This is a genomic window from Halobacillus sp. Marseille-P3879, assembly GCF_900240285.1.
GTDB lineage: Bacteria > Bacillota > Bacilli > Bacillales > Halobacillaceae > Halobacillus_A.
The window spans coordinates 750,008-768,140 of record NZ_OESS01000003.1; the positions used below are offsets into that span (position 1 = coordinate 750,008).

20 protein-coding genes and 1 pseudogene are annotated in these 18,133 nt (G+C 40.2%); 13 read left to right on the forward strand and 8 right to left on the reverse strand.

Features of this window, described 5'->3' with window-relative positions:
- Positions 1 to 88: 88 nt before the first annotated feature.
- Positions 89 to 1,468: a sodium:alanine symporter family protein gene (locus tag C1A12_RS18030; protein WP_101846122.1), complete on the reverse strand. Its 1,380-nt coding sequence runs from the start codon at positions 1,466 to 1,468 to the stop codon at positions 89 to 91.
- Positions 1,469 to 1,703: 235 nt separating this feature from the next.
- Between C1A12_RS18030 and C1A12_RS18035 the strand changes: the two genes are divergently transcribed.
- From C1A12_RS18035 to C1A12_RS18045, 3 genes are read left to right on the forward strand one after another with little or no spacing between them, the layout of a single operon-like run.
- A complete protein-coding gene (locus tag C1A12_RS18035; RefSeq protein WP_101846123.1) occupies positions 1,704 to 2,180 on the forward strand; it encodes a low molecular weight protein-tyrosine-phosphatase in 477 nt (158 codons plus the stop codon).
- Positions 2,180 to 2,509, forward strand: a complete 330-nt coding sequence (locus C1A12_RS18040; RefSeq protein WP_101846125.1) for a hypothetical protein — start codon at positions 2,180 to 2,182, stop codon at positions 2,507 to 2,509. Before C1A12_RS18035 ends, C1A12_RS18040 begins: the two co-directional genes overlap by 1 nt.
- A gap of 21 nt (positions 2,510 to 2,530) precedes the next feature.
- Positions 2,531 to 3,352 (forward strand): YihY/virulence factor BrkB family protein, encoded by an 822-nt coding sequence (locus tag C1A12_RS18045; protein WP_101846127.1) that lies wholly within the window; start codon positions 2,531 to 2,533, stop codon positions 3,350 to 3,352.
- Between the two features lie 112 nt (positions 3,353 to 3,464).
- Here the strand turns inward: C1A12_RS18045 and C1A12_RS18050 are convergent, their stop codons facing one another.
- A complete protein-coding gene (locus C1A12_RS18050) occupies positions 3,465 to 5,378 on the reverse strand; it encodes a heavy metal translocating P-type ATPase (protein ID WP_101846129.1) in 1,914 nt (637 codons plus the stop codon).
- A 217-nt stretch (positions 5,379 to 5,595) separates the two neighbouring features.
- On the opposite strand from C1A12_RS18050, the gene C1A12_RS18055 reads away from it, so the two are divergent.
- Together C1A12_RS18055 and C1A12_RS18060 are read left to right on the forward strand one after the other, a co-directional pair.
- Positions 5,596 to 6,468 carry a transporter substrate-binding domain-containing protein gene (locus C1A12_RS18055; RefSeq protein WP_101846131.1) on the forward strand — a complete coding sequence of 291 codons (873 nt, stop codon included), beginning with the start codon at positions 5,596 to 5,598 and terminating at the stop codon, positions 6,466 to 6,468.
- 12 nt (positions 6,469 to 6,480) lie between these two features.
- On the forward strand, positions 6,481 to 7,176 hold the full coding sequence (locus C1A12_RS18060) for an amino acid ABC transporter permease (protein WP_101846133.1): 696 nt from the start codon (positions 6,481 to 6,483) through the stop codon (positions 7,174 to 7,176).
- A gap of 41 nt (positions 7,177 to 7,217) precedes the next feature.
- On the opposite strand, the gene C1A12_RS18065 is transcribed toward C1A12_RS18060, so the two are convergent.
- Both C1A12_RS18065 and C1A12_RS18070 read right to left on the reverse strand, forming a co-directional pair.
- On the reverse strand, positions 7,218 to 8,120 hold the full coding sequence (locus C1A12_RS18065; protein WP_159462224.1) for a TIGR03943 family protein: 903 nt from the start codon (positions 8,118 to 8,120) through the stop codon (positions 7,218 to 7,220).
- Between the two features lie 11 nt (positions 8,121 to 8,131).
- A complete protein-coding gene (locus C1A12_RS18070; RefSeq protein ID WP_235001658.1) occupies positions 8,132 to 9,127 on the reverse strand; it encodes a permease in 996 nt (331 codons plus the stop codon).
- 172 nt (positions 9,128 to 9,299) lie between these two features.
- Between C1A12_RS18070 and C1A12_RS18075 the strand changes: the two genes are divergently transcribed.
- From C1A12_RS18075 to C1A12_RS18090, 4 genes are all read left to right on the forward strand, one after another.
- The gene (locus tag C1A12_RS18075) at positions 9,300 to 10,076 is read left to right on the forward strand and encodes a metal ABC transporter ATP-binding protein (RefSeq protein ID WP_101846137.1); all 777 of its coding nucleotides are present in this window, start codon (positions 9,300 to 9,302) and stop codon (positions 10,074 to 10,076) included.
- Positions 10,076 to 10,933 carry a metal ABC transporter permease gene (locus tag C1A12_RS18080; protein ID WP_101846139.1) on the forward strand — a complete coding sequence of 286 codons (858 nt, stop codon included), beginning with the start codon at positions 10,076 to 10,078 and terminating at the stop codon, positions 10,931 to 10,933. Before C1A12_RS18075 ends, C1A12_RS18080 begins: the two co-directional genes overlap by 1 nt.
- Positions 10,930 to 11,340, forward strand: coding sequence for a Fur family transcriptional regulator (locus C1A12_RS18085; protein ID WP_101846141.1), 411 nt, complete (start codon positions 10,930 to 10,932; stop codon positions 11,338 to 11,340). The genes C1A12_RS18080 and C1A12_RS18085 overlap by 4 nt, the downstream gene beginning before the upstream one ends.
- Before the next feature lie 134 nt (positions 11,341 to 11,474).
- The gene (locus C1A12_RS18090; protein WP_101846143.1) at positions 11,475 to 12,494 is read left to right on the forward strand and encodes a metal ABC transporter solute-binding protein, Zn/Mn family; all 1,020 of its coding nucleotides are present in this window, start codon (positions 11,475 to 11,477) and stop codon (positions 12,492 to 12,494) included.
- A 242-nt stretch (positions 12,495 to 12,736) separates the two neighbouring features.
- Here C1A12_RS18090 and C1A12_RS21455 read toward each other — a convergent pair.
- From C1A12_RS21455 to C1A12_RS18105, 3 genes and pseudogenes are all read right to left on the reverse strand, one after another.
- A pseudogene (locus tag C1A12_RS21455) lies at positions 12,737 to 13,045 on the reverse strand (transposase); the annotation flags it as partial.
- A 236-nt stretch (positions 13,046 to 13,281) separates the two neighbouring features.
- On the reverse strand, positions 13,282 to 13,482 hold the full coding sequence (locus tag C1A12_RS18100) for a hypothetical protein (RefSeq protein WP_101846145.1): 201 nt from the start codon (positions 13,480 to 13,482) through the stop codon (positions 13,282 to 13,284).
- Positions 13,483 to 13,592: 110 nt separating this feature from the next.
- Entirely contained in the window at positions 13,593 to 14,762 is a 1,170-nt protein-coding gene (locus C1A12_RS18105; protein ID WP_101846147.1) for an MFS transporter, read from the reverse strand.
- A gap of 160 nt (positions 14,763 to 14,922) precedes the next feature.
- Between C1A12_RS18105 and C1A12_RS18110 the strand changes: the two genes are divergently transcribed.
- The 3 genes from C1A12_RS18110 (at position 14,923) to C1A12_RS18120 (ending at position 16,915) form a co-directional block, all read left to right on the forward strand.
- Positions 14,923 to 15,315 (forward strand): OsmC family protein, encoded by a 393-nt coding sequence (locus C1A12_RS18110; protein ID WP_101846149.1) that lies wholly within the window; start codon positions 14,923 to 14,925, stop codon positions 15,313 to 15,315.
- Between the two features lie 136 nt (positions 15,316 to 15,451).
- The gene (locus C1A12_RS18115) at positions 15,452 to 16,066 is read left to right on the forward strand and encodes a YitT family protein (protein ID WP_101846151.1); all 615 of its coding nucleotides are present in this window, start codon (positions 15,452 to 15,454) and stop codon (positions 16,064 to 16,066) included.
- Between the two features lie 54 nt (positions 16,067 to 16,120).
- Positions 16,121 to 16,915, forward strand: a complete 795-nt coding sequence (locus C1A12_RS18120; RefSeq protein WP_101846153.1) for a YfkD famly protein — start codon at positions 16,121 to 16,123, stop codon at positions 16,913 to 16,915.
- Here the strand turns inward: C1A12_RS18120 and C1A12_RS18125 are convergent.
- On the reverse strand, positions 16,907 to 17,761 hold the full coding sequence (locus C1A12_RS18125; protein WP_101846155.1) for a mechanosensitive ion channel family protein: 855 nt from the start codon (positions 17,759 to 17,761) through the stop codon (positions 16,907 to 16,909). The two genes, C1A12_RS18120 and C1A12_RS18125, sit on opposite strands and share 9 nt — an antisense overlap.
- A 161-nt stretch (positions 17,762 to 17,922) precedes the next feature.
- On the opposite strand from C1A12_RS18125, the gene C1A12_RS21265 reads away from it, so the two are divergent.
- The gene (locus tag C1A12_RS21265; protein WP_200816613.1) at positions 17,923 to 18,069 is read left to right on the forward strand and encodes an SE1561 family protein; all 147 of its coding nucleotides are present in this window, start codon (positions 17,923 to 17,925) and stop codon (positions 18,067 to 18,069) included.
- The last annotated feature ends 64 nt before the right edge of the window (positions 18,070 to 18,133 follow it).

Consider the following 18,133-nt stretch of genomic DNA (forward strand, 5'->3'; position numbering starts at 1 on the left):
GTGGACAGTTCAGCCGTCTTTTTTTACTTCTATATAGAAAAATAAAAATAACGCCCATCGGCTAAACAAGACCGACGGGCGTTATGTGTTATTGACTATTGTAACGTGCGCGTTTTTCTTCTTCTTTTTCTTGTTTAGCAACCTTTAGGAATTTGTTCGTTTCAGCCGCTACAACTCCGGATAATAGTAGAAGTCCGATTAAGTTTGGAAAGGCCATTAAGCCATTCATAACGTCTGCAAACAACCATACTGTGTCAAGCTGTGCTACCGCGCCCACAAGTACAAATAATACGAAAATGATCTTGTAAAAGGGGATGCCGCGGTCTCCTGTTAGATAACCAAAGCATTTCTCGCCGTAATAGGACCACCCTACAATGGTGGAGAAGGCGAAGAAAATTACGCCGAATGTAACAATATACATCCCAATATCTCCTAAGAAAACCTGGAAAGCGCTCGTCGTTAAATCTGCTCCGTCTCCTGCATAATCTGTACCAAACGCCATAACGATCGTTAAACCTGTCATTGTACAAACTAAAATAGTATCGATAAATACCTGGGTCATAGACACTAATGCCTGACGGCCGGGATAATCTGTCCGGGCAGCTGCAGCCGCAATTGGAGCTGAACCCAGCCCTGCCTCATTGGAAAATACACCACGGGCTACCCCGTATCGAATAACGGTACCAAGAAGACCTCCTCCAACAGCATTAGCAGAAAAGGCATCAGAAAAGATAGTTCCAAACGCGGTTCCAACTAAGTCAAAATTTAAGAAAATAATAATAAGTGCGCCAAGCACATAAAAGATAGCCATGATAGGTACAAAAAACGCCGTAACTCTTCCGATTCCTTTAATTCCACCTATAATAACGAGGGCGGCGAAAACCGTCAGAAGCACGCCTGTTACCCATGGATTGATGTTAAATGTTGAATCCATAACATCCGATACTGTATTGGACTGAACCATGTTACCAATACCAAAGGCTGCACACGCTCCAAATAGTGCAAACAGTACACCCAGCCATTTTTGTTTAAGACCTTTCTCTAAGTAGTACATGGGACCGCCCGACATTTTTCCGTTTTTGTCTGTTACACGGTACTTAACTGCTAAAATTGCTTCAGCATATTTAGTGGCCATTCCAAACACAGCAGTAATCCACATCCAGAACACTGCACCGGGACCACCGAGAACGACTGCGGTTGCAACCCCGGCAATGTTCCCTGTACCAATTGTTGCAGCCAGGGCCGTGGTTAACGCCTGATAATGTGAAATGTCTCCTTCTTCATTCTTTTGCTCTTTGCCTGGTTTGAAAGCCAGCCTGAGTGCATAAGGTAAAGTTTTAAATTGAAGAAATCCAAGTCGGAGGGTTAAATAAATCCCTGTACCCACTAAAAGAATCAGCAGTACAGGCCCCCAGACAAACCCGCTTGCAGCTTCTAAAAAGCTGTGAATTGCACCTAACTGTCCCATCTTAATCCCCCTTTTTTCATAGTTATAAAAGCATGTATATATAAAATATTCCGAAAATTCACGTAAAATGTCAAGTTAAATTCCAAATGTTACTACAAATAATTGGTTTAAAGGAAAAAGATTTAGGATAATCAATATTATAATGCTGACGATAGGTCAGAAATGGTCAATAAGTTTGTTTTCGTTCATGATATAATGGAGTGAAAGGATTTAGGAATGATGGGGGAAGATAAAGATGATTAAAGTTCTTTTCGTATGTCTCGGAAATATTTGCCGTTCGCCTATGGCAGAAGCTGTACTTAGAAAGCTTTTAACAAATGAAGGGCTTGAAGATAAAGTTATTGTTGATTCAGCAGGAATTGGCCATTGGCACATAGGCAAAGTCCCTCACGCGGGGACTCGAAATATACTGGATACAAATCAAATTGCTTATGATGGTATGACTGCCCGGCAGGTCGAGAATTCTGACTGGGACCGCTTTGATTACATTATTGCCATGGACCAGCAGAATATGGCTGACTTAAATGGGATTCGTGAGAAAAATGATGTGGAGATTAAGTTGTTTATGGATTTTGTCAATGAAGAAAGTGCAAAAGACGTACCTGATCCCTATTTTACGGGGAATTTTGATTATGTTTATGAGTTAATTTATACCGGCTGTAAAAACCTATTAGAGGAAATAAAACAAACCAAACTTAAGGAGGAATTATAATGGCGGAGAATAAATTGTTGAAAGGTATTGTGGCAGGAGCACTTATAGGAGGAGCCGTTATGCTGTGTGATAAGAATACCCGACGCTACGTAACCGGCAAATCTAAAAATGCAGCCGTCTGCTGTCGAAGTTATATCGACCAGCCTTCAGAAGCTATTCATGAGATAAGAGTGAGTTATGAATCATTTTCTAATAAATTGAATAATGGAATTGATAATTTATTGGTACTTCTAAAGAAGACTGAGGAAGCATTAACTAAGATAGGGGAGCTGGACGAGAAAGTGAATAATAAACTGGAATCAGTAGACAATTCTAAAGAAGCCTCATAAACCTCACAAAGGGGGGAGAACTTGAAACGTTTTATTAAAGAGCTGTTCAAACAAATAGGAGAGAATGACGTCCCTGGTGCGGCAGCTCAATTATCATACTTTTTTCTGCTATCACTCTTTCCATTTATGATTTTCCTTATTACACTACTGGGTTACTTAAACATTGATGAAGAAAGAGTACTGATATTATTAAGCACGTATGCTCCCCCTGATACTTATGAAATGATTTCCGAAAATCTTACTGCTATATTAAGTGACCGAAACAGCGGGTTATTGTCTGTAAGTATACTGGGTACTTTGTGGGCTGCTTCAAACGGGGTTAACACTTTGATTAAAGCTTTTAACCGGGCTCACCATACACAGGAAAAGCGGTCTTTTCTCGTCTCGAGACTTATTTCGATTTTATTAACAGTGGCCATGATTATTGTGATTGGGATAGCTTTCTTACTTCCTGTCCTTGGTAATGCGATTGGCTTTTATGTGTCTTCATTCTTTGGTTTATCGGAAGATTTTCTACAAGTGTGGGATACTTTGAGGTGGATCATTTCGTCTGTTGTCTTCTTTCTGGTTTTGTCCTTTTTATATTTCATGGCTCCGGATCAGCCTATAAGAATAAAAGAAATTACTCTCGGTGCACTTTTTGCCACAGTAGGCTGGCAATTAGTATCTCTGCTTTTCTCCTTTTATGTAGAGAATATAGGTAATTACTCTGCTGCATATGGAAGCCTGGGTGGTGTAATTGTCTTAATGATCTGGTTTTACCTCTCAGGAGTGGTCATCCTGGTCGGTGGAGAAATTAATGCCCTTGTTCATAAAAAACATAAAGGACGGTTTCCTTATTAATTAAGGGCAGCCTCTAAAAATGAAGTACTTTTGACGAAGCCGGGAGTGCTATATAGAAAGCCCCGATTAAATTCGAATGAATTTTTCGGGGCTCTTGCGCTTTGTTTCAATCTTATTTTAATAACCGCAGTCCATTTAAAATAACTAAGATGGTACTGCCTTCATGACCTATAACACCTAATGGAAGATCCAGCACTTGAAGAAAGTTACTGGTAATAAGAAGTAGAATGACAAGTAATGAAAATATAATATTTTGTTTAATAATCCGATTCATCCGGCAGGAAAGGTTAATGGAATCAGTAAGCTTGGATAAATCATTTTTCATCAACACAAGATCGGCCGTTTCTAATGCCACATCTGTACCCTGCCCCATGGCAGCTCCTATGTCGGCAGCAGCTAAAGCCGGCGCATCATTTACACCGTCACCAACCATAGCGATTTGGTTGTGTTTTTGCTTTAAAATCTGAAGTTCCCGGACTTTATCTTCGGGTAAACACTTTGCGGCATAATCATCAATCCCGAGTTCTGAGGCAATTGCTTGTGCGGTTGAAGAATGATCTCCAGTAAGCATAACTGTATAAACGTTATTATTCTTTAACTTTTTAATTAATTCAGCTGCCTCTGGTCTGATGGTATCTTTTAATGCGAATAATCCGACTGTTTCTTTGGAGTCAGCAGTAAAGACAACGGTTTTGCCTTCTTCTGAAAAACGTTTTGCTTTCTCGGCGATTGTTTCGTCAACTCCTACAAAGTCAGCACTCCCTACTTTCCAAATTTCTCCGTTTATCTCTGCTTCAATTCCTTTTCCAGGTATATCTTTAGTTTGCTGAAAAGATACGCTGCTAAGATTATGCTGACTAAGGTAAGAGACAATGGCTTTTGCTAACGGATGATTCGATTGCTCCTCTATAGATGATGTGATTGAAAGAACCATGTCAAGGTCAGTATTCTCCTTGAACCAGGTATCAGTAACTTCTGGAGTACCTTTCGTCAACGTCCCCGTTTTATCAAAGGCAATTGCTTTTATAGACGATAAACTCTCTAAAAACATGCCTCCTTTAAACAGCACACCATTTCGCGCGCTCGAGGAAATCGCAGATAAAGCAGCTGGCATTATAGAAGCGACCAAAGCACAGGGTGAAGCCACGACTAATAAAATCATAGCGCGATAAATGGTCTCGGTCCAAGTCCAGTCAAATAAGTAATGAGGGAGAAACATCATCAAACTTACTGTAATCAATACTGCTTTTACATAGGTGCCTTCAAAACGTTCTATAAAAAGCTGAGTATGAGACCTTTCGTTTTGAGCTTTCTTTACCAGTTGAATGATCTTTTGGAAGAGTGTATCGCCGGGAACCTTGGTTATTTCTACAAAAAGACTTCCGTTTACATTGACTGTTCCCGCAAACACCTCATCTCCTGTTTTTTTATTTACAGGAATAGATTCACCTGTGATGGCACTTTCGTCCACCGTTGTATCCCCTTGGGTAATTATCCCATCTGATGGAATTCTTTCTCCGGCTTTAATAAGAATAAAGTCTCCAATATTTAAGGAGACGGTTTCCACCTGGGTAATTGTATCGTCTGTAACTTTCCAGGCTGTGTCTGGCTGTAAATCCATAAGAGCCGTTAATTCTTTATCACTTTTATTCATTGTATAAGTTTCAAGTGCACCGCTTAATGCAAAGATAAATATTAATATGGCACCCTCTGACCAATAACCAATCGAAGCACTTCCTATTGCTGCAAAGATCATTAACAGTTCTACATTTAATCGCTTCTCCTGGATCGTTTCTGTAATCCCTTCTTTTGCTTTAGCAAATCCCCCAATGATAAACGCGATAATGTGAAGAGTAATATAGACGGCAGGACTTAATGCACTCGAGAAGATCGCTGCGCCAAGTAAAAGGCCTCCACTGATTAAAGCCGCAGTCAGCTCCAATACAGGAAGAAATGCAGGCGAAATGATAGCGCGTCTTGGTACAAGACTTAATTTGACCTTATCAGAGAGGCTGTTCACAGCCATAAGCTCAACTCCTTTTTACAAAAATCTAAAATATTTTTTAAATAATAATAATTATAATTTAATATATGTTATTATATTAGCACAAGTGGTGTGAAAGTCAATAAAGTTCTCAAAACCAAGTCAAACGAAGTATATTAAATCAGGCAGGAAGGTTGATATTAAGGTTGAACTGTTGCTATATTGGTTAAGTATGAATTTAAGAAAGGTGGACACAAGTATGCGTAAATGGCTTTTATCAATACTTATTCTTACGTTGGCTGTTGTTCTAATGGCTTGCGGTTCAGATGATAATAATGAGTCTTCAAATGAGGACAAAACATCTGATGGTTCAAAATGGGATGAAATTAAAGAAGAAGGAGAAATTGTTGTAGGTACATCGGGTACGCTATATCCAGCGTCCTATTATCCTGAGGATTCAGATGAACTGACGGGTTATGATGTTGAAATCATGAAGGAAATAGCTGATCGTCTTGACCTGGAGATTTCATTTGAAGAATATGGAGTAGACGGGCTTCTTTCCGCTATTGACAGTGGAAGGATAGACGTGGCAGCGAATGACTTAGAGGTTACAAACAGCCGGGACGAAGGCTTTGACTTTAGCGACCCCTATAAGCATTCTTATGCTACAATGATTGTTCGTGAAGACGACTTATCGGGAATCGAAACACTTGAAGACTTAGAAGGTAAACTTCATGGTGGTGGAGCTACGACGATTTTTGCTCAAATAGCGGAGCATTATGGAGCTGAAATCGAGTCTTATGGAAATGTGGCAAATGATGTTTATCTTCGTGATGTTGAAACGGGACGTACGGATTTAATTATTAATGATTACTATCTGCAGTCTCTTGCTCTAGAAGCGCTACCTGATATCGAAGTGACTCAGCATCCAGATCTCCAGTTTCACCCAAGCGAAACAGCAGTAGTTATGGGGGAAGGAGAAGATGAACTAAAAGAGAAATTGGACGAAACTTTGAGTGAAATGCGTGAAGACGGAACCTTGACAGAGTTGTCCGAGGAGTTTTTCGGTGGAAAGGATGCATCGCAAGAGCCTGAAGAAGAAGTAGAAGAGATTGAAGGACTTGATTTATAAGGGTGTCATTTCATGTTTTCCATGGATGTAAGAGAAATAAATATTGAAAAACTTTTTGTACCTGAACGAGCATGGGAGAATCTTCCCTTTGTATTAGAAGGTGTGCCTTACACTGTGCTGGTCGCCATTATAAGCATGGCGGTCGGACTTGTATTAGGTTTTTTTCTAGCATTGGCCCGGCGTTCGAGTTCGCGTATACTTCGCTGGCCGGCACGATTGTATATCTCCTTTATGCGAGGAACCCCTATACTGGTTTATTTATTTGTACTATATTTCGGCCTGCCTGTATTGGGGATTACTTTTTCAGGCCCTGCAGCTGCGATAATTGGATTTGGAACAAACAGTGCGGCTTATATTGCAGAAATTAATCGGTCCTCGTTAGCTAGTGTGGCTCGAGGTCAATGGGAATCGGCAAAAGCTTTAGGTTTCACCTACTGGCAGACGATGAGGAGAATAATTGTTCCTCAAGCAGTTCGAATTGCGATTCCTCCGCTTGCAAATGTGTTCCTTGATTTGTTGAAAGCAACATCCCTTGCGGCTATGATCGCCGTGCCTGAAATCCTGAATAAAGCGCAAATTGTAGCTGGTCGCACAAATGATTCCATGACTCTTTATATTCTTGCAGCGATGATTTACTGGCCGTTAACCATGGTGTTCTCTGCTGTTCAGGATTATTTAGAACGAAGATCCAATCGATATTTGCAATAAAAGAAGCAAGCTGCCCGACTTAAAGGGAAGCTTGCTTCTTTTTAACCTGCAAATTCAAATTCTTCATATACATATGGTTCGTTAGGAATTTCAATTTTATTTATTTCTGTTGGTTCAATCATAGGAAGGTCCCAATTGTTATGTTCAATTTTCTTAATCGTCCCTGTTATCTCCACCCAGGTGTCATCTTTATATTGATTAAAATCTTTTTCATTGCTTTGAACAAGAATTCCATAAACTCCTCCATCAGCAACACAACAGCTGATGCCGAATCGGCCGACAACCATCCTGTCCTCAGGAAATCCATCTTCACGGAAGACAAAGCCGGTCATCGTTATTTCCTTCCCTACATAGTCATCAGCAGACTCCTCTAATAATGAAACAGCTCCGATAAAATTATCCTCGTTTAACGTAAAACTTTCTTTGGAGGAGAGTTCCTTATAAAGGTTCGGATAACGGTCCGTTGTTGATAAAACGGCTGATTCATCTAATTCTTCTTGTTCATGAACGTTCTCTGAAGTCTCGCCGTCGGTTGCTGGTTCTTTAACTTGTGAACGGACGTCATCACTGTTGGCTGAGGCAGATCGGAGTTCATATTTGAAGCCTTTATTTGCTGCCTGCGAGCTGCCAAGTACATGGTCTGAGAAAAGCATCCCTGATACGATAGGAATAATAAATAAGGAATAGATGAGCAGCGAACGGAATATAGAGGAGGAATAATCATGATTGTGACCGCAGTTGCATTCAGTCTCTTCCTCTGTGTCACTTTTAAAGAATTGAATTAGAGCTAGTATCGCGATGACGCCTAAAGCGAAATACATATAAGGCATCATTCTGGGGGCTATAAACTTTTGAATATCCCCTGAAATCACTAGCTTTATAATAAAGAGCCCAAAACCTAATAAGATAACGCTTCGGATGAAGTAATGTGTGTTTTTAGTCAAAATAATCCCTCCTACAAGTAGAGCAAGTCAAATAATATAGTGATGAAATAAGCTGTAATGGTAACTATGGCAACAAATGCAACTACAAATCTCTTTTTGAAGTAGGCAGCCATTAATATGGTATTTTTTAAATCGGTCATAGGACCATACACGAGGAACCCTAAGATGGAGCTGCTTGAGAACAATCCATTAAAGGATGAGGCCACAAATGCATCAGCTTCTGAACAAAGTGACAGGAAGTAAGCAAGCCCCATCATGACCGCTGGACCTGTGAAGAATCCGCTTCCTACTCCTACAAGCAGTTCCCGGTCCATGAATGTTTGAATGACACTCGCAAGCAGAGCTCCAATAATTAAGAACTTACCCATTTCAAAGAATTCGTCACTGGCATGATAAAAGGTTTCAGCAATTTTATTTCGATGATGATGTTCATCGGAGTGGAGCCTACTGCCTTTAGCTTCTTTCAACTGCCAGCTGTTTTTAAATCTGGCATATACTACCGCTCCTACGACTATGGCTACGACAAAAGCAAGCCCCATTCTTGCCCAGGCCACAGTAAGATCTGTCTGGAAGGCGTAAAAAGTGGACAAAAATACGATTGGGTTTAATACTGGAGCTGAAACCATGATGACAATTCCGACATGAAGGGGCATTCCTTTTTGAATGAGCCGTCTGACGATCGGAACAATAGCACATTCGCAAACAGGGAATACGGCTCCAATTGCAACCGCTGGAAACAGAGCCAGAACAGGGTTTGAAGGGATAAAACGTTCGAGTGTTTCTTCTTTTACAAAGGACTGAATTAGAGCTGAAATGAATACGCCTAAAAGTACGAAGGGAATAGCTTCCAGTACAATACTTAGAAAGATAGTGTTCATATCCAGCAGGGAAGGCATGAATTCAGTAATCAGCGCAGCAGGAACAAGGTCCCCATATATAAACAATAGAAAAAACAGGAAAAGTAATATGTAGCCCCATTTGTAGTTGAAAGCTTTCTCTTGATACAAAGCTTGTCCTCCTTTATTATATAGATAGTTGATATTTAATCGTAATAATTACTATTTATTCTATAAACTATTTTTGACGGATTCATTTAAAAAGTCAATAGGTGTTTTACTTCACTATATGTGCGTATTATAATTTAATTCGTAATCATTATTGTTTTGAGAGGAAAATTATATGAAATCAAATAAAATCATAGATATGGAGCAAGTCTCCTTCAAATACGAGAAAGAGTGGGTCGTGGAAAAGGTAGACTTAGTGATTGAACGCGGCCAGTTCTTAGGGCTTGTCGGTCCGAACGGATCAGGAAAATCGACGTTGATAAAGCTGATGCTTGGGATTATCAAACCTGATAGGGGCACGGTTAGATTATTCGATCAGCCCATTAAGCAATTCAACCAATGGCAGGAAGTAGGATTTGTGTCCCAGAAAGCGAACAGTTTTAATTCCGGGTTTCCTGCTACTGTATTGGAAGTAGTGAAAACCGGACTTGTCTCTCGCATTGGAGCCTTTAAATTCTTTAATCGGAAGCATAAAGAAAAAGCTTTAGAAGCTTTAAAGACTGTAGAGATGGATGAATATGCAAATAGTAACATTGGGGAGCTGTCGGGCGGCCAGCAGCAGCGGGTTTTTATTGCACGGGCTCTGGTGAGCGATCCTTCCTTGCTTATATTAGATGAACCGACAGTTGGAGTTGATGCGAAGCACGTGACAGCTTTTTACGATTTATTAAGGAAGCTTAATAAGGAGAAGGGGATTTCTCTTCTAATGGTTACCCATGATATTGGAACAATAACCCAGCATGCCACTCATGTTGTTTGTATGAATAAGACCGTACACTTTCATGGGGCTTCTGAAGAATACAAAGAGTTTGATGACCAGGATCTTAATCGATTATATGGCCATTCTGTGCAGCAGCTGACACATAATCATGAGCACGGGGTGAGCCAATAATGATTGAAAGCTTTTTACGATACGAATTTTTACAAAATGCAGCGATCACAGGGATTCTAATTGGAATCGTTGCGCCGTTACTAGGTGTATTTATTGTAGTCAGAAGACTCTCCTTAATAGCGGATGCATTGTCCCACATTACATTAACCGGGATTGCAGCCAGCCTTTTATTAGAAAAAAGAGTAACAGGCATCAATGAGTTAAATCCAGTTTATATGGGAATGGTCTTTTCTGTTGGGGGAGCTGTTTTAATAGAGAAGCTTCGTAAGCTGTATAAACACTATGAAGAATTGGCGATTCCCATTATTCTTTCTGGCGGGATAGGTGTTGGTGTTATCCTTATCTCTCTCGCTGATGGTTTTAATACGGATTTATTCAGTTATCTCTTTGGCAGTGTAACAGCTGTGAGCAGTTCTAATATGTGGACCGTGTTTTTTATTACCATCGCTGTATTAACCATTGTTGTTTTATTTTATAAGGAATTATTCGTTCTATCCTTTGATGAAGAGCATGCTTCGATTGCAGGAGTGAACAGCCGGTGGATTCATTTATTATTTATTGTCATGGTGGCACTGGTCATTGCGTCATCCATGCAGGTGGTGGGGATCCTGCTTGTCTCTGCACTTATGACGCTGCCTGTTGCCGCTGCTCTACGTATCGCTTCAAGTTTTAAGCAGACCATTGGATTATCGATTGCCTTTGGAGAATTTTCCGTTATTCTAGGTTTAATTTCTTCTTATCAATTAAGTGTGCCTCCTGGAGGAACAATTGTTGTGATTGCTATAGTAATTTTAATTATGACGATTCTTTATAAAAAGGTAAGAAACCATCTTTATGTAAAGGGTGAAACAGTATGAATCTTGAAACTGCGATTCAGCGATTAAAGGAAAAAGGATATAAGAAAACACGCCAAAGGGAACGAATCCTTGAGATCTTTGTAAATCAGGACCAATATATTGCAGCTAAATCTATTTTAAAGCAAATTCAGGAAGATTTTCCTGGTGTAAGCTATGACACGATTTACCGCAATTTGTACCTGCTGACCGAAGAGGAGATACTGGAATCTACAGAACTCAGCGGTGAGAAGCACTTTCGATTGGGCTGTGATACACACGGCCATCACCATCATTTTATTTGTACAGATTGTGGGAAAACAAAGCCAATTGACTTCTGTCCAATGGAAAGCATAAACGAAAATTTACAAGGGTACGATATTGAAAATCATAAATTTGAGATTTACGGAAAATGTCCTGTTTGTAATTGAGGGACAGGACAAGGGTCTAATGCAACGCCAAAGACCCTATTTTCTTTTTATTTTTTAAAATGTAATGATTACCGTTTACAATTAGTAATCATTACTATATACTTTTTTATCGAAGAGCAAGGAGGAGAGACGACGTGAAAAGAACAACGGGACTGATATTATTTGTACTTATTCTTATATTAGGAGCCTGCGGAACGCAGGATAAGGAAGAAGAAACAGGCAGTGAACAGGACGCTTTGACAATTAATACGACGGTTTATCCGCTTCAGTATTTCACAGAGCGTATAGCTGGTGATGCTGCAGAGGTGGAAACCATTCTGCCGCCGGGATCGGATGCTCACAACTATGAGCCATCAACGAAAGAAATGGTAGAATTGGCGGAAGCAGATGCATTTATTTATAATGGAGCAGGACTTGAAACGTATGCTGAAAAAATATCGAACTCGATCGAATCAGAGGATGTTGAAATTGTGGAAGCCGCAAGTGGAATCGATCTCTCACCGGGTTCACATGGACACTCTGAAGAAGAGGACCATGAAGAGGAAGAACATTCCGACCACGAGCATGAGAACGAGGAACATTCTGAGGAAGAAGAGGCTCATCAAGAAGGTGATGGCCATAACCATGGAGAGGAGGACCCTCACATCTGGCTTGATCCTGTACGTTCTGTTCAAATCTCTGAAAATATTAAGAATAAATTGATAGAATTACAACCCGAGTCCGAAGAGCAATTTGAAGAGAATTTCAATGAATTAAAAACTGAACTGGAAGCCCTTGATCAGGACTTTCATGAGCAGGTAGAAGAGCAGGAAAAGAAAGAAATTATTGTTTCCCATTCTGCGTATGGGTACTGGGAAGAAGCTTATGGTATTGAACAGATTGCTGTTTCCGGCTTAAGCCCTTCGAACGAACCTTCTCAAAAGGATTTAGAAAGAATTGTTGCTACAGCAGAAGAACATGAGATCAATCACGTATTATTCGAGCAGAATATCACCCCAAAAGTATCTGAAGTCGTTCAAAACGAAATCGGAGCTGAAGCTCTGCGTGTCCACAACCTGTCTGTTCTGACAGAAGAGGATATAGAGAACGGAGAGGATTACTTCAGCCTGATGGAGCAGAACTTAGAAGTGCTTAATAAAGCCCTCACTGAATAATACAAAAAGAGCTGCGTACATGGGTACGCAGCTCAGCTTGTAGAGAAACCCCGTGTTTTTCTGCAAGCTTTTTTTGTGTGCACGGGCGGGCGAATACCACTCACTTTCCGCGGACGAACGCCTAAGCCTCCTCGTGAAACCCACACTGCGTGGTCTCGGATCGCCCGTTTTTCCGCAGGAGTCTCGCAGTATTCGCCCACCCGTAATTGAAAAAGACTCTCCTTCACCTGGCTAACCCTGACCAGGTGAAGGGCAATCTTTTTCATGTTCTGACAGGCAGTTGTCAGTAATGCCTGTTCCCGGACATTTCCTTTCCACGCAAACGACAATAACGCAGCTCATGCAGTTCTTTGGAACCTGCGAAGCTACGCTCAATTTTCTCTTTTCTCATTCCTCATTCTATAAATCCATTTGACCTCATTGGATAATCGGTTCAAGCGAACTTGTTCTTTAGCTCCTTCCCAAACGTGACGTGTGATGGTCTTCTAGTGTTTTGTATTTTGGGTACATGTCTGAAGTAAGGGACAGGTCACACATATTGAAGGGTTTGATTGACTAACACCGCCTTAGAGAGTTCTTACCTATAGTGTAACGCGGTGTAAAATGAAAGTTCCAGAAGAAATAAAGACTGTCGAGACTTTCTCGACAGTCTGAGCTGCGTACACGGGTACGCAGTTCTTTTTTGGTAAAAAACACCGAATGAAAAGGGATAAAAGCAGCAACTGTAAGAATCAATGCTATAAAGAGTTTTTAAAGAAATGGCCCTAAACAAAAAATAGGGTACCCACTAAACCAAATCCGAGAGCACCGTATAACCATAAGCCAGAGTCATTTCGTTTTCAACAAACTTACGGATCGCACGGATGACGAACGAACCGCGGACAACAGCAAATAAATATTCCCCGTTCAATAACCCGGCGAAATACGTAACAACCGCACCGAGAATAACTACAAGATAAGCTTTATCGATGAGCTCGATGATTTTCATTTGACTTCCCTTCTTTCTTGTATGGAACTTGACTATTCAAACATACATCTCTAAAAAATAAGAGAGATTTCTCACTTGATAACAGGGTTTGGATTTGAAAAATCAAAACACTATCCTTCGACGTGAGACGATTGAGGAAGTGACTTGAAAATAGTAGCAACCAGAACGGTTACCAACAATAAGACAATTGTGTAAAAGAGAGATACACCTGGAAAGAGGTCAATTACAATTCCTGTTAGAAAAGGACCACCAATACTTCCTATACTAAAGCTCATCCCACATAATATATTTCCAGCAGGGAGAAGGTCCTTTGGCAGCAGGTCTGTCATAAATGAAATCCCTAAGGAATAGAGCGAACCGACACATAGACCTCCAACGGTAAAAGTTACAAACAGGCCGATAATGGATGATTCCACGAATGCTGCTCCTGTAAATGCTGCGATACCTCCAGCGACTACAGCGCTGACAATTTTCTTCCTCCCAAAATGATCACTAAGGATACCAAGGGGAATCTGTGATAATAGGCTGGCAGCTGCAAAAGTCGGAATAACAAACGAAAGCAGATTTACTTCATGGCCAATCCTCATTCCATAAACAGGAAAGATCCCATGTAAGGTGGCTTCTAGAAATCCGTAAGTCATAGGAGGGAGAAATGCTACCCACCCTATTTTAACAGCAGAACCAAACCTCTTTATGGAGCTTGTACCATGAGCGGTGGTGTACTCTTTAGGAGGCATTTCATTGCGAACCCACCACATCAGCCCCCAGACCGTCATGCTTAGAAATGCGGATAGAACAAAGGGTAAATAGATGCTGATAGAAAGAAGATTAGTCATTAACGGGCCGAGTGTAAATCCTACGCTAAAAAACAGCCCATAGTATGCAATACTCTTCCCTCTTGTTTTTTCTTCAGCGGTAGCAGTAATCCATGTCTGGGTACCGAAATGTAATATCTGGTCTCCTATGCCGATCATCATGCGTAACATGAACCAGAACCACAGGGACTGCCAAATGGGAAAGAAAGCAAGAGAGATAAAAACCAGAGCTCCTCCTGCGATAATAACAGGCTTGTATCCAAATTTCTGTAGGGGTTTCTCCATAAAAGGCGATGAAATCAGAATTCCTATGTATAAAGCCGTAGCATGCAAACCATTTATCGACGAAGAAACTCCATTTTGCTCAAGGATTACGGCGAGTAATGGAAGTAACATTCCTTGTGAAAAACCAGAAATTGTGACAAGGCCGATGAGTATCCAAAATCGGGTTCCCTTTGATACCATATAAAGACCTCCCCGAACCAATAATATGAATCACACCCTTTTTATCCTAAACGATGACAAGAACTTCTAGCAACAAATATGAGGAATAGGTTAAACTGGAGTGGAAAACGGTTACAATAAACATAAGGGGACGAACTAAGACTAAAGGAGGGGTTAGGGTATGGACTTTTACATTAAAGAAGAAGGTGTACGCACATCCTTTGAATATGGGCAGCTGGACATATCAGGAGATGAAACATTTGGCTTTCGGCCGTATCAGCTTATGGTTGCGTCTGTAGCAGGGTGCAGCGCAGGAGTTTACAAAAAAATTCTCGATAAGCAGAAAGTCCATTACGAAGATATTAAAGTAACAGCTGAAGTTAAGCGTAATCCAGATGAGGCAAACCGGATTGAACGCATTCATCTGCATTTTGTCATTAAAGGTTACCGTCTTAATCAGGACAAAATGTTGAAAAACTTAGATATATCCAGTAAAAACTGCTCAATGGTGCAATCCGTTAAAGACAGTATTGAAGTTGAAGAAACGCTTGAGTGTATCGAATTAAGCAAGTAAAATAATAGAGCATCCCCTGCCAAATGGGGCCATGCTCTTTTTTTTATTGATAATTACGGATGTGCTGAAGATGGTGTCCTACGTCTGCTGCCTTGCTGTAACCGATTGAAAAATTACATAAAACAGGAGGCTTCATATGAAAGCTTTTGCGATTAAAGGATTCTTCTATTTCCTTGGTTTAATTATTATTTCACTGGGGGTCTCATTAACGATCAAGGCAGAATTAGGCGCTGGAGCCTGGGATGCGGTGAACGTAGGATTAACGGAAACCTTTGGCCTTACTGTCGGTAACTGGGTAATTATTATCGGTGCTGTGCTGATTGTGACTAATGCACTAATTGCTTCTGAGCGTCCTGATCTATTGGCGATTATCACGATTATCGTCGTCGGGAAAATGATCGATTTTTGGTTGATTACTGCTTTTGAAACTATGGTAATTGATGGACTGATTTATCAAATTCTTACACTGATAAGCGGGATATTTACCATTGCAGTTGGAGTTGCCCTGTATTTACAGCCGAAATTTTCTTTGAATCCAATTGACAATTTTATGGTTGCTTTGCAGAAACGATTTGGGTTCAGCCTTACAGTGGCTAAAACGTTAACGGAAACCTTTGCTTTTATATTGGCTCTCCTATTCGGCGGACCAATTGGGCTGGGAACAATTATTATACTTTTATGTATAGGTCCTTTCATCCAATTTCTGGATCCCAAAGCAGAAAAAGTTATGAACCGATTGCTCTCCTCTTAAGAATAGATATGACCATTTTTCACAAGATAAAGAAAAAGAAAGGTGGTCAACACTATGAGATTGAAATGGATAGGACTTATTGTATTTATTAGTATCTTCACAGCTGGTGGATCTTTAACAAGTTCAGCTGAGAATAAAGAAAATAAAATACAATCTGAAATTCCTAGTCACGTTCTCAATATATCGAAAGATAACACGTACCCTAATTCAACTGAAGATCAGGAAGTACTGGAGGCAGAGGAACTTACCGACGAATTAATTAACGATTCCGATGTCAGGATTTCAAATCCTGAACTCATTGAGATGCTTAATGAAACATCGATTCGTCCCTCCCCATTTGCAGTAGGCTACCGTGGAGAAATCTTCCTTGGAAGGTGGCCGCTGTCTTATGAATCAAAAGAAAGCAATACGAACTGGGAGTACCAGGAGATCAATATTAACGAACTAAATAATCAAGGCGGGCAGAACACGGAAGAGATGAGTTATGAACAAAAAGAGGAAAAGCACGTAAAAGGTGGATTAACAACAAAAGCAACCCACAGCGATCAAATGATGAAGCTGATTCTTCTTGAAGCTCAGAGTAAAACAAAGCTCCCTTTGTCTTTTCAAAGCGTAATTGGAAGAGGGACAAAGCAGAATAATAAATACTCCGTCCCTGTTAATAAAGTCGGCCAGTTAAAAGCATATGCGCCTGCTATTAATGAAAAAGGCGAAGTGGCATTCGGTGACGTTTATATCCAGTTAAAAGGATCTAAAATGAGTATTGACGTAAAAAACGTAACAAGACAAGGGATTGGAGCCTGGATTCCTATTCAGGACCACGTAAGTTTTTCTTTTGATTTACGATAAGTCTTCCTTTGAATTCAATTCAACGCGCTGCTCTGCCATAGCAATTTTGTGGTCATACATTGCTTCGGCCAGAATGTAGCGCGTTTCCTTTGAAGCTGTCCAATATACCAGATCATGAACCAATCCGATAACTGTGTATTGATACCCGCGGTGTTCATCATTTAATGATGACATGCCATAGACTTGAAACGGCTCGATAATTTCTCCTTTCAAGTCTTTTTTTAAGTACTCATGGAGCTCTTCGTTTAATCTAACGCAGGCTTCCTCGAGTACTTGTACAACTTTACGAGGATCTTCATTAAAATTGGTCGTAATGTGCTCGATCACACGCATGTGTTCAAAATTATAGTTTTCAATCGTGTTGATTTGGCCGTTGCTGATCGTTAACAGCTTACCGCTCCATTCTCTGATTTTTAAAAAACGAAGTCCGATATCTTCCACAATTCCATGATGGTCATTATTAAGAGTTATGAAATCCCCTTTGTGGAGCTGCTTTTCATAGAGCAGGAACAATCCTGAAAAGAAATCCTTAATCAGGCTCTGGGCGCCAAAACCAACGATAATACCAAGGACACCTGCCCCTGCTAAAATTCGTCCAATTTCTATCCACTCTGACAGAACGATAAAAATGAAACTAAGGACAGCAGCATAATTAATAAACGAATACAGCATCGCTTCCATTGTATTCACTTTACGGGCTTCGATAAAAGATGCTTTAGAAAAGAAAGTGTGCAGTAACTTTCTTAAAAGAAAAACTACTATGATAATTGTCACGGCAGCCAGGAGTATTGTACGAACAGGCGGCTCTATTATATAAGAAAGAAATTCAGTTTTAAAAAAATCCAAAATGAAACCTCCTCACTAACTCAGTCGTATTATAGCAATTCTTGTTAAAAAATGCAGTGAAACAATGCAGTGAAACAATAAAGGATAGACAGGAATTGTCCTTTATACTATGATAGGCAAGGTGGAAACAAACGATACCTTTATAAAGGAGTGTCATGCGCTTGTCACAGCAAGAAAAAATGATTGACTTAAAAGCTAAGCTTTCTGCTTTTATGGATCGCTTAGATCAAATAGAACCTGAAGATACATCAGTAGAGGATGTAGATGAATTGATTCGAATGCTGGAAGAGCTGGAACGAAAAATATAGAGGGTAAAAAAGGAAAACTCTCATTGCAAAATGAGGGTTGATTTTTTTGAAATAATCCTTTATT